The sequence below is a fragment of the Curtobacterium sp. MCSS17_011 genome (assembly GCF_003224275.1).
Classification (GTDB): domain Bacteria; phylum Actinomycetota; class Actinomycetes; order Actinomycetales; family Microbacteriaceae; genus Curtobacterium.
The window spans coordinates 182,752-194,812 of record NZ_QKLE01000003.1 but is presented as its reverse complement, the minus strand read 5'-3'; the positions used below and the strand labels follow the sequence as shown (position 1 = coordinate 194,812).

8 protein-coding genes are annotated in these 12,061 nt (G+C 69.9%); 2 read left to right on the top strand and 6 right to left on the bottom strand.

Annotated features, from left to right (window positions below; all coding sequences use genetic code 11):
* Positions 1–44 precede the first annotated feature (44 nt).
* On the top strand, positions 45–1,262 hold the full coding sequence (locus DEJ17_RS03515; protein ID WP_181421018.1) for a lipopolysaccharide biosynthesis protein: 1,218 nt from the start codon (positions 45–47) through the stop codon (positions 1,260–1,262).
* Positions 1,263–1,283: 21 nt separating this feature from the next.
* On the top strand, positions 1,284–2,783 hold the full coding sequence (locus DEJ17_RS03510) for a right-handed parallel beta-helix repeat-containing protein (RefSeq protein ID WP_146239605.1): 1,500 nt from the start codon (positions 1,284–1,286) through the stop codon (positions 2,781–2,783).
* A gap of 1,540 nt (positions 2,784–4,323) precedes the next feature.
* On the opposite strand, the gene DEJ17_RS03505 is transcribed toward DEJ17_RS03510, so the two are convergent.
* The 6 genes from DEJ17_RS03505 to DEJ17_RS03480 all read right to left on the bottom strand — a co-directional run bounded on the left by DEJ17_RS03505 (position 4,324) and on the right by DEJ17_RS03480 (position 11,285).
* Positions 4,324–5,466, bottom strand: coding sequence for a glycosyltransferase (locus DEJ17_RS03505; protein WP_110892091.1), 1,143 nt, complete (start codon positions 5,464–5,466; stop codon positions 4,324–4,326).
* On the bottom strand, positions 5,463–6,788 hold the full coding sequence (locus tag DEJ17_RS03500) for a glycosyltransferase family 4 protein (protein WP_110892090.1): 1,326 nt from the start codon (positions 6,786–6,788) through the stop codon (positions 5,463–5,465). The genes DEJ17_RS03505 and DEJ17_RS03500 overlap by 4 nt, the downstream gene beginning before the upstream one ends.
* A complete protein-coding gene (locus tag DEJ17_RS03495) occupies positions 6,785–7,426 on the bottom strand; it encodes a sugar transferase (protein ID WP_110892089.1) in 642 nt (213 codons plus the stop codon). The genes DEJ17_RS03500 and DEJ17_RS03495 overlap by 4 nt, the downstream gene beginning before the upstream one ends.
* A 21-nt stretch (positions 7,427–7,447) precedes the next feature.
* Positions 7,448–8,806 carry a polysaccharide biosynthesis tyrosine autokinase gene (locus tag DEJ17_RS03490; protein ID WP_110892088.1) on the bottom strand — a complete coding sequence of 453 codons (1,359 nt, stop codon included), beginning with the start codon at positions 8,804–8,806 and terminating at the stop codon, positions 7,448–7,450.
* Between the two features lie 123 nt (positions 8,807–8,929).
* Positions 8,930–9,358, bottom strand: a complete 429-nt coding sequence (locus DEJ17_RS03485; protein WP_110892087.1) for a DUF3060 domain-containing protein — start codon at positions 9,356–9,358, stop codon at positions 8,930–8,932.
* Between the two features lie 67 nt (positions 9,359–9,425).
* Positions 9,426–11,285, bottom strand: a complete 1,860-nt coding sequence (locus DEJ17_RS03480) for a hypothetical protein (protein WP_146239604.1) — start codon at positions 11,283–11,285, stop codon at positions 9,426–9,428.
* Between the last annotated feature and the right edge of the window lie 776 nt (positions 11,286–12,061).

The following is a 12,061-nucleotide window of genomic DNA, read 5'->3' as shown; positions in this document are numbered from 1 at the left end:
TCGCGACGATCCTCGTCGGCACGGTGCTCGGACAGGGGCTGGTCGTGGCGATCTCACCGCTGCTGACCCGGCTCTACACCCCGGCGGACTTCGGCACGCTCGCGGTCGTCACGGCGGTCGCGAGCATCCTCGGAGCCGGAGCGACGCTCGGCACCGACCGCGCGCTGATCGTCGCACACGACAGGGCGACGACCGGCGCCCTGGGCGCGCTCGGTCTGCTCTCGACCCTGGTCGTCGGCGCCGGTACCGCCGCGGTTGCCTGGGTCCTCCGCAGCGATGCGGCACGATGGTTCACCGCACCGGCCCTCGAGGGCCTGTGGTGGAGCGTCCCCGTCACGGTCGTCGCGGTGGGCGCGCAACGGATCGCCTCGGCCGTGCTCGCACGGCGGCAGCAGCACCGGTCCATCGCCCTGCGCAACGCCTGCCAGGGCATCGGCCAGTCCGTCTGGAACCTGGCGATGGCCGCGGCCGGTCCGGTCGGGCTGGTGGGCGGCCTGGCGGTCGGGCGGATCGCGGCCGTGCTCGGGATGGTCCGGTTCCGGCGGGGCGCCGGTGAGCGGGTCACCCCTCGGTCGCTCTCGGCCGCCGCCCGTCACCACCGGCGGTTCCTCGTCATCACGCCGTGGTCCTCGATGCTGAACGTCGTCGGGCAGCAGGCGCCGGGCCTGCTCATCGCGGCGTTGCACGGGAGCGTCGCCGCGGGCTTCGTCGCCCTCACGATGCGGGTGCTCGGTGCTCCCGTCGGCATGGTCGCCGACGCGACCGCGCAGTACGCCGCCGGGGCGTTCGGCCTCCGCATCCGCTCTGGCGATCCGGTGCGCCGCCTCGTCCTGCGGCTCGTCGTGCGCCTCGCCACCGCGGGTGCGGTCGCGGTGCTCGTCGTCCTGTTGCTCGGACCCGTCGTGTTCTCGACCGTGTTCGGTCCGGAGTGGGCGGTCTCGGGCACCTACGCCCAGGTCCTCGTCCCGGCGTTCGCGGTCCAGGTGGCTGCGTCGCCGGTCACGCAGGTGCTGTCGATGTTGCACCGTCAGGGCACCCAGCTGACCTGGGACGCATCGCGGCTCGTGCTGAGCACCGCTGCGGTACTCGTGCCGTCCGTGTTCGGGGCGCCGATGCCGGTCGTGCTCGTGACACTGGCGTCGGCCATGACCGTCTCCTACGCCGTGGTGCTCGTCCTCGTCCTCCGCGCGGCCCGGATCCATGACACCGGAGCGACGGCGAAGACCTTGCGCTCGCCCGCCCTTCCGGAATGCAACATGTGAAGAACTCGCATCCCGGGGAGCGTGACCATAGTTTCGCACCATGGTTCCTCGACTGCTCCACACCTGCTCCGTCCGCACCTCGAGCTCGGGCGGGGTCGGCCGGTGACGCGGCACGGATCACCGCGACCGGCCATCACCCGACGGGGTGCCCTGCTCGGTGCCGCCGGAGCGATCCCGGTGTCACTGTTCGCCGCCGAGGCCCGGGCAGCGGCCGCCTCCGGACGAGTCGACGCCGGCCACACCGCCCAAGCCTCGGCCTCGCAGGCCGTCTCGGACCTCGGTGTCGCCCGCCTGCAGGACGCCGTCGACGCGGTCCGCGCGGACGGTGTGCTGGTGGTGACCCGGCAGTGGACGCTGTCCGAGCCGCTGCGCATCGCCCGCCCACTGACCGTCCGGTTCGTCGGTGGCTCGCTCTCGACCCCGCGCGACATCGACCTCGTCTCCGTCACGGCATCCGGGGTCACCCTCATCGACGCCGTCCTCCGCGGCTCGGGCTCTGGCCACTCCGGGCTCGGACGCGGTGTCCGGTTCATCGGCACGGCGGCGCGACCGCTGCGTGACGTGCGGGTGCTCGGCGCCGACATCCGCGACTTCCCGCACGACGGGGTGTTGCTCGAGCACTGCACGGTCTTCACCGTGGCCGACAGCGTCATCGAGGACATCGGCTACGCCGGCGTCCTGATGTTCTCGTGCACAGACGGGACGGTGCGGAACAACCGGATCGCACGGATCACCCAGCCGGCGCCCTACGTGAACTCCTACGGCATCGAGGCAGTGCGCGCCACCACGACCGGGCTCGAGGGCGCCCCCCGATCCGCACGCGTCGTCATCGCGGACAACCACGTCTCCGATGTCCCGGGGTGGGAGGGCATCGACACCCACGGTGGGCAGTCCATCGCGATCCTGCGGAACCGGGTCGAGAACTGCAGGGTGGGCATCGCCATCGTCCCCTCCAAGGACGAATCCGACGCGAAGGCGACGAAGTACGCGCCACTCGACTGCTCGGTGATCGACAACGTCGTCCACCGGACGACCACCGGCCCGGGTTCCGGCATCGTCGTCCGCGGGGCGGGCGAGCGCGTCGGCGACTGCGCCGAACGGGCCAACGGCATCATCTTGCGCAACACCGTGACGGGCTACGGCGACGGTGACCGCGACGCCGCGGTCCTCGTGTACCTCACCCGTCACCTCGTCATCGCGGACAACCACCTGCCCGGTGGTGTGCGGCGGGGGCTCTCGCTGTACCACTCGAACGACGGCATCGCCCTCGTCCGCAACCGGATCGCAGGACTCCGGGCGCAGGGCGCGGCCACCTCGGTGGCGATCGACGTCCGCGCCACCGAGAACCGGGGGCACGTCGTGGGCAACCGGTACGAGGGCAGCGTCGAGAGCGGTGCCGTCTACGGGGTGCTCTGTCGGCAGACCGCCAACGACCTCGTGCTCGTGGACAACGACTGGGCCGCGACCACGACCGCGGTGGTCGCCGGCGCCGGAGCGGTCGTCCGCGTCCGAGAAGGCTGAGCCGCACGGCGTCCGTGCGGCTTCGTGCGGTCCCGGCGGCTGGCGGTGCGCGTCCGCCGCGCCGGGACCGCTCCCTCGGCGAGCACGGCGGAACGGAGCCCGGCCCGAGCTCGTGTCCCGGGGCGCCGGGCGTGCGGTGGTTCCGGGACCCGGGCTCGCGGCGTGCGTTCCGAGCCGCTCCGCGGTGCGCGCTCCCAGCCGCTCCGCGGTGCGATGAGCAGGATGAGGGTGCCCATGAGCAGTCCGTGCGAGAGCATCGCGGTGAAGATCGAGGTGTTCGACAGCATGATGCTCGGCATCACCACGGCCATCGCCGCGACACGCATCGGGAGCCCCCGGCTCGCTCGATCCAGGAACCGGAGCCAGACGAACAGCGCGGCGGCGGCGACGAAGATCCCGATCCACCCCAGGTTCGCGAACCCGTCGGCGAACAGGTTCGCGTTCGCGTAGCCCACGGATCCGGGCACCAGGTAGTCGGAGATCCGCTTCGGTGGTGGCAGGTCGTAGGGGTAGTCGATCCAGGGACTGAGGAACGAGTACCCGTACCGCGCGACGGGGTTGTCATGGAAGTAGTCGACGTACACCGAGGACAGCAGCCCCGGGGTCAGCATGAAGCGGCGGGTGAACACCGAGGTCCACGTGATCCCGCCCTGTACCTCGTCGGCCACCGCGGACACGACCATGATCGCGAGCGGCGCGCCGAGGAAGGCGAGCGACCGCGCGGGCTTCGTGCCCCGGAACAGCACCGCCATGCCGAGGACGGCGATGAACGAGAACAGGACGGCCTTGAAACCGGTGCTCGAGTACAGCAGGAACTGTCCCGCCAGTGCGAGCAGGACCAGGGACGGCCGACGACGGAAGATCCCGCGCGCGAGGATGAGCGGGTTGATCACGTACGCCTGACCGGTCAGCAGGTACCCGAGGGCCCCGCCGGTACCGACGTCTGCCGCGTAGTCGGCGCGGACGTCGTAGATGTCGTCGAGGGCCACGAACCGGAGGTTGATCCCGACGGTCGCCGCCATCAAGCCGTAGGTGACGAGTGAGTACACCCAGCACACGATCCAGGTGACGGTGCCACGGTCGAGCCGTCGGGCGCCGACGACGAGCACGTCCTCGGCCTGGCCGACACGGGACGCGGGCACCGTGGCTCCGCGCGGGGTCGCGAGGCTCACCAGTGAGAACGCTGCCCCGACCGTGGCGCTCAGTGCGATGGCCGTCATCGCGGAGACGTAGCCGGTCGAGATGCTCATGATCATCGTCGGGCTGACGCAGACCACGAAGATCGTCCAGAGGACGACGTGTGAGGGGCGGACGAGGATGCGGGGGAGGGTCAGCGCCACACCCGTGGTGAGCACGATGACCAGGAGCACGGCGTGCGCCGGCGCCGGGACGAAGCTGTACCCCAGGTACGAGAAGAGCGGAGCCACGAGGCGCGCCGAGATCCAGTTCATGGTCAAGCCGAGCAGTCCGACCGCGAGGAACACCCCCGCGGTCCGTCCCACCGGACGCGCGAGTGCACTCCGGTCGATGCGGGCGCGGGTCACCGGTCGGCCGTCGACTTCGACCGTGCTGCGCGGACACCCGGCAGGAGCTCGTCGTACATCGCGACGAGTCGCTCGGCTTCCGGTGCCCAGGTGAACCGAGCGGCCGCTCGCCGGGCTTCGGCGCCGTGGCGCTCGAGCAGTGCCGGGTCCTCGGCGTAGCGGCGGATCGCCAACGCGATGGCGGCCGGGTCGTCGGCCGGCACGAACGTCACGCACTCGACGTCGCGGAGCAGGTGCCGCCACAGCGGGTTGTCCGTCGCGATGACGGCGAGGCCGGCCGCGAGGTACTCGAACAGCTTCGTCGGGAAGATCTGGTCGGTGACGGGCGTCCGGCGGAACGGGACCACACCGATCCGAGCGCGCAGGAGCAGGTCCCGAGCCTGGATCGGGCCGACGACACCGCCGTGCACGGCTCGTCCGGTGGCCTCGGCGGCACGGAGCTCCTCGACCGAGGTCGACCGGTCGATCGACCCGACCATCTCGAGACACCAACCCGACGGGAACGACGGTTGCTGCACGACCGAGGCGAGCACGTCGATGCCGCGGTCGCGACTCAGGACGCCGACGTGCGCGACCAGGGCGGGGCGCGCCTCCAGGCTGACCTGGGCGTCGTCCTCCGGACGCGCGAAGGGGAAGTTGTGGATCGCGAGCCGGCGCCCGGCGGGGAACCGGCGTCCGGTCCACTGCGTCGCGGTGACCACCCGGTGCGCCGTCCCGGCGACCCGGAGCAGGCCGTGCGAGAGCCACGCGAACACGGCGCGCTGCCGGTACGACAGGTAGTCCTTGCTCCAGACCTGGTCCGGCAGGTCCTCGTGGGCGTCGTAGACGACGGTGCGGCCGGCCAGACGGAGCACCGGGATCGTCCAGATGAGTTCGGGGTCGTGCAGGTGCACGACACGCGCCTTGGAGCGCAGCGCGAGCACGAGCGCCTGCGTCGACGACACGACCATGCGCCGGGCTCGCGCTCGCCGTGGGATCCGCACCACGTCGACGGCCGTCGCCGGGGCGCTGAGGTCGGAGTCGACGGCGATGAGCCGGACGCGGAAGCCGGCGTCCGCCGCCGCGGCCGCTTCTCGGAGGTGCACGCGGTTGTCCACCCATGGATGCGCGCTCGAGACGTGGACGATGTCGGGGATCATGCCCGGGGCTTCCTCAGCTGTCGGTGTGGCGGCCGGACCCGCGCTCCGGCGGACCGCGCGGCGGTGACCGTGCCGTCGAGGACGTCGGCCAGGACGCCGGCGAGTCGTCGGTAGTCGTGCTCGCGGACGACGTGGGACCGCCCTCGGGCACCCATCGCGTCGCGTTCGGCTGCGGACATCGCCACGAGCGCGAGGATGCCCGCAGCGATCGACCGGGGGTCGTCCGGACGGACGTGGACCCCGCTGTCCGACGCGGCGACGGGTGCGAGCGTGACGGGTGCGCCGACGAGCAGCGGGCGACCGAGCAGCATGTACTCGTACTGCTTGTTCATCGATACCCCGTGTCGGTACAGCGGAAGGTCGTGCATGTTGACGACCAGGCAGTCGGCCTGTCGGCCGATGCGTCGGGCGTGGTCCTGCGGCACGCGTCCGTCCCAGGTCACGTCGGCACCGGCCTGGAGGCGCGACGCACGTTCCCGGAGCGCGGTGACGTCCGATCCGTCCCCGACCATGCGGAGCACCAGACGCGGGCCGCCGTTCGCGGCGGCCCGGCGGGCGGCGAGGTCGAAGCCGTCGAGGACGGCTTCGAGCGCGTTCGCCGGCCCCATCGAACCGAGGTAGGCGACCGTGAACCGGTCGTCGTCGGGCTCGTTGGCGCAACTGTCGGGTGCGTCGGGTGCGTCGGCTTGCTCGTCGAGCGCGACACCGTTCGGGATCCACGTGAAGGGAGTGGGCTGACCGCGGTCGGCGTAGTACCGGCCGACACCCTCGAGCGGGGAGACGATGTGCGTCGCCCGGTGCACGATCACGCGCTCGAGGCGGCGGAGCACGCGGACCGCCGGGTGCCGCTCGGTCATGCCGGTCAGCGCGAGGGCGGACTCCGGCCAGAGGTCGCGGGGCTCGAAGACGAAGGGCACGCCCATCCGACGCGCGAGCACCGAGGCGGCCCAGGCGGCCAGCGGGTGGAAGGATCCGCCGACCACCACGTCGGGCCGCGGGAGCCCCCGGAGCGACGCCGGTCGGAGCAGCAACGCGGTGAAGAGGCCGATGTCGGCGATGCGACGGATCGCCCGGCGGGCACCGGCACCGCGGTGGTCGACGCCGCGGAGCCAACAGAACTCGTAGCCGTCCCCGGACCAGCGCTCGCGCGTCGATGCCCCGCGTATGTGGGAGCGGCCGGACGGGTGATCGGTGCCCGCAGCGATGACCACCGTGTGCCACCCGTGCTCCGTCAGACCGTCGGCGAGGTGCTGGTGCCGCGTCGCCCGCCCGTCGCGCTCGCGGTGGTGTGCGTAGTGGTTGACGATCCACACCGTCTTCACCGCGGACCACCGGTCATCGCGGCGGTGCCCTCGAAGACGTCTGAACTGACGTGCCCCGGGGCGGCGATGCCTTCGCGGCGGAGCACGACGACCGCGGTGCGGAGCAGGATGCGCAGGTCGAGGCCGAGGGTCACGGTGTCGACGTACTCGACGTCCGACCGGAGCCGCTCAGGCCACGGCAGCGCGTTGCGGCCACGGACCTGGGCGAGTCCGGTCAGGCCGGGCAGGACGTCGTGCCGGCGGGACTCCTCGGCGGTGTAGAGGTCGAGGTACCGGCAGAGGGTCGGTCGGGGCCCGACGAAGCTCATGTCACCACGCAGGATGTTCCAGAGGCTGGGGAGTTCGTCGAGGCTCGTCGACCGGAGGAACGAGCCGAACGACGTGAGCCGGTCACTGTCGCTGACGAGGCCGACGGCGGGGTCGGGTTCGAGCATCGTCCGGAACTTCAGGATGGTGAACGTCACGCCGTGGAGTCCGGGACGCAGCTGCCGGAAGAGCACCGGTCGGCCGAGCCGGATCGCCACGAGTCCCGCCACGACGGCGAGGACCGGTGACAGTGCGACGAGCGCGACGACGGCACCGACGATGTCGAGGAGGCGCTTCGTGCGGAGGGTGCGTGTGCGGCGGGGGGACTGCATCGATCGTGTCCTTGTCGTCGGTCAGGTGGTGCGAGGGTTCGTGTAGTCCGAGCGGTAGTACGCACTGCGGGACGCCTTGTGCTTGGTCTTGGTGAGGACGATGCCGGCGACCTGCTGCCCCACCCGTGCCAGTGCCTCGACCGCCAGTCGGACATCGGAGCGCTTCGTCTGGTTGGCGGCGGTGACCAGCAGGGTCGTCGACACGAGGGTGCTGACGAGTGCCGCGTCGGTGACGGCCAGGACCGGCGGTGTGTCGACCAGGACGACGTCGAACCGCGACGCGAGCTCGGCGAGGACGCGGGCCATCGCCTCCGACCCGATCAGCTCACTGGGGTTCGGCGGGATCGTGCCGGCAGGCAGGACGGCGAGACCTTCGAGGCCCCAGTCCTGCAGGGCGTCCTCGAGTTCGACGCGTCCGACGAGCAGATCGGTGAGCCCCACGGCCCCCTCGACGCTCATCACGGAGGCCACGTTCGGTCGACGGAGGTCGGCGTCGATGATCACCGTGCGCATGCCGCTCTTGCTCAACGCGATGCCCAGGTTGGCGGTGGTGGTGGTCTTGCCCTCGGACGGTCTGGCGCTGGTGACGGCGATGGTGGGGGCGCCGCTGGTGCGGAGGAACTGGATGTTCGTGCGGAGGCTGCGGAAGGCCTCCGATCTCGGGGTGTTCACCTCGTCCCGGACGATCAAGGGACGGCGAGCGGCATCGGCGTCGAACGCGATGTCCCCGACCACGGGGACGTCGACGTCGAGGTCCTCGTCCGAGCGGATGCGGGTGTCGACCGCAGCCCGGAGCAGGGCGAGGGCGGCACCGGCGGCGAGGCCACCGACCAGACCGAGCGTGAGGTCCGCTGCTTTCCGAGGGGAGATCGGGCTCGTGGGCTCACTTGCTGGCGTGACCTCTTCGAGTCGCACCGATGGCGCCTGGTCGGCGCCGCGGGGTTCGATCTGCTGCACCACGCCGGCGAGCCGCTTGCCGACCTGCTCGGCGATCGTGGCGGCGACCTTCGGGGATTCGTCCTGGACGGCGATCTTGATGATCACGGTGCCGGCGTCGACGGAGGTGGTGATCCTGGATGCCAGGGCCGCCGGAGTCGTGTCGAGTTCGAGCTCGTCCACCACGCCCTGCAGGACGCGGGGGGAGGTCGCGAGTTGCATGTACGACTTGATCTTCTGCTGTGCGGCGTTCGACCCCTGCGCGATCTCGCCGGCGGATGCCGAGGTGTCCCCGGCGACGGACACGTAGTAGGAGGTCGATGCCTGGTAGGTGGGAGGCGTGATGCTCGTGACGACGAGGGACAGGCCTGCTCCGAGGAGCGTGGCACCTGCGATGATCCACCAGCCCGAGACGAGGGCGCGGATGACGACGAGGTAGTTCAAGGGGGCCTCCGGTCGGGTTCGGTGATCAGTCTAAAACATCACATCTGAAAGAACAATACTGAACGTCGGAGGGGACGGAAGCAGGCTTCCGTCCCCTCCTCGTTGCGGCTGCGCGGGCTGGACTCAGCCGGCCGCCGTGACGGTGTTCCCCTTGCCCTGATCGTCGACCTTGGGGGCTTCCCCCTCGTAGGTCAGGGTGTTGTTGGATCCACTGAAGTAGACCTTCTTCGTCGAGGAGACCGAGATCGTGGCGTTGCTCGCCTCGACGGTGATGGTGTCGATCGTGCCGAGGTCGTAGGTGCGGTCCGAGCTGATGAGGTTCGCCGCTGCGCAGTCCTTCGTCGCGATCGTCTCGTCCGAGTCCTCGTCCTCGTCCCAGAGCTGCACGGCACCGTCGATGCACTCGTTGTAGGTGGTCTGGGCAGCCTTCGTCGTGCTCGAGGCGGTGGGCGCGGGGTCCGTCGCGTCGGACGTGCTGCAGGCGGTGACGCCGAGCGCGGCGACGAGGGCGATGGATGCTGCGGCGAGGCCGCGGCGGATCGTGGTGTTCATCGGGTTCCTTCCGGGAGCAGAGGGGGCGGCCCTCCTGTCGTGGGGCGACAGGAGGGCCGCCGAGGAGCTACTGGGTGTCGGCTGCGAGGGTGAAGAGCTCGCTGACCTCGGTACGGCCGTTCTTGGTGACCTCGAGGGCGAATCGGAATTCGGTTGCACCGCGGGACACGACGCGGTCGAATGCCCACTTGCCGTCGTTGCCGACCTGGAAGCTGCCGGGGACGATCTGCGTACCCGAGACGTTCAGGACGCGGTAGGTCGCGCCGGGCTCACCGGTGCCGGTGAAGTGGTTCGACATTCCGGGCGTGACCGAGCGGTTGTCGACCGTGACGGGGGCGAAGTCCGCAGCGTCGATCGTGAACAGCTTCGACTTCTCGATCTGACCGTTCTTGGTCTGCTCGATCACGAACCGGAAGTTCGGTGCGCCGTTGGAGACGACGCGGTTGAACGTCCACTTGCCCTGCGCGTCGATCTCGAACGTGCCGGGGACGATCTGGGTGCCGGAGACGTTGAGCACGCGGTAGGTGGCGCCGGGCTCACCGGTGCCGGTGAAGGTGTTCGAGCGACCCGGGATGACGCGGTCCGGCGTCGTGACCGTCACCGGCGTGAGCTCGGTGGCGTTGATCGTGAACAGGTCGGAGCGGACGGTCTGGCCGTTCTTGGTCTGTTCGATCACGAAGCGGAAGTTCGGCGCACCGTTGGAGACGACGCGGTTGAACGTCCAGCGGCCGTCGGCGCCGACCTCGAAGGAGCCGGGGACGATCTGGGTGCCGGAGACGTTGAGCACGCGGAAGGTGGCGCCGGGCTCGGCGGTGCCGGTGAACGTGTTCGAGACACCGGGGCGGACGGCGGTCGGCCCCGTGACGGTCACCGGTGCGAGGGCCGTCGCGTTGATCGTGAAGAGCTCGGACTTGACGGTCTGGCCGTTCTTGGTCTGTTCGATCACGAAGCGGAAGTTCGGTGCACCGTTGGAGACGACGCGGTTGAACGTCCAGCGGCCGTCGGCGCCGACCTGGAAGGTGCCGGGGACGATCTGGGTGCCGGAGACGTTGAGCACGCGGTAGCTGGCGCCGGGCTCGGCGGTGCCGGTGAAGGTGTTCGAGCGACCCGGGGTGACCAAGGCCGGCCCGGACAGCGTGATCGGGGCCAGCTCCGTGCGGCCCTCGACCGTCGCGGTGACGGTCTTGCGGTCGACCTCACGGCCGTTGACCTTCTGGATCACGACGAGGTCGTTGTCCCCGACCTCGAGGTCGCCGACCGTGATCGACCATGCGCCGGTGGCGTCGGCCTTGGTCGACTCATCACCGATGGAGATGTCGGCACCGGGGGTCGCGGTACCGGTCACGACGGCCGAGCGGCCCTCGTTGTCAATCGACTCGACCTCTGCGGTCAGCGCGCGCTGGGCGGTCTCGAGCGTGGTCGCCGTCTCGCTGGTGGCGTTGAACGCGCCCTCGACCGCGTTGCCGATGAGCACCGTGCGCATCTCGTCGGACCCGGCGGGCGCGTCGGCGCTGGCCGAGACGTCGATGTTCCATCGCATCAGGGAGGCGTCGGGGAGGTTCCAGGTCGACGAGGTGGGTGCGAAGTCGTAGGTGTACTTCGTGCCGGCCTCGGAACGGACCCCGTTGGTAAGGGTCATCGCTGCGCTCGTCCAGCCCTCGCCGGGCTTCTTGTAGGCGCCGTCGACGGTGGGCTGGCGCGGTGCGAAGGTGGTGCCCGCAGGAGCGGTGAACTCGACCGAGCCCCGCGGACGGCTCACGCTGCCGTTGGTCTTGAACAGTGCCTCGACCGACGTGTCCTCGCCGCGCTCGAGCGTGACGGAGGTCCCGTCCTGCCCGATGATGGCCGCGCTGTTGATGGTGACGTTGATGTTCTTGCGGTCGATCTCGGTGTCGTTCACCTTCTGGATCGCGGTGAGCGTGTTCACGCCCCCCGCGAGACCCGTGACCGTCATCGACCATGCGCCGGTCGTCGTGTTGGCGTCGACTTCCTGATTGCCGATCTGGACCTTCGCACCAGGAGTTGCTGTACCGGAGATCACCGCAGTCCTTGCGGTGTGGTCAACCCGTTCGACCATCGCCTCGAGGGCGACGGGGGTATTCGTGAACTTGAGATCCGACACATTCATTTGCCCGCCGTTGGTCCGCAGGCCTAGGATGTTGTTGAAATTCGTCAACACTGCAGGTAGGGAACCCGCAGACGGACCGGTCCCACCGAATCGCCATCCCGACTGCATCGTCCCTGATGAAGTGACGGTCCATGTGGAGAATTCGTTGTCACAGTAGGACCCTGGCGCGAATCTGTATGGCCGCATCGCATAATAGGTCTTCCCATTGGCCGATGCATACGATCCATACGCGGACAAGCAATCAAAGGGCGCTTGACCGGGCTTGGGGGCAAAGGCGCCCCGGATGAAGTACTTGTTCAAACCGAAGCGGTCAAAACGCCATGTGACGCCCTGTTCCTCCGCGGCGGCCTTGGTGGAGAACTTTTGCAATCCGGTGATCCCGGCACCGGCCTCGGACGTTGGGACGTACGTGTACCAGTTGCCGTCGTAAGCCCAAGCCATCTTGAACTCGCGGCCGTCGTAGGAGTCTGGGTCGATGGCGTGCGGAGAAGACTCCGCCTTCGCCGGAGCCGAATCCGCAATGGCGGCAGGAGCGCCGAAGGAAAAACCGCTGACGATGGTGGCTGCGGCCAGTC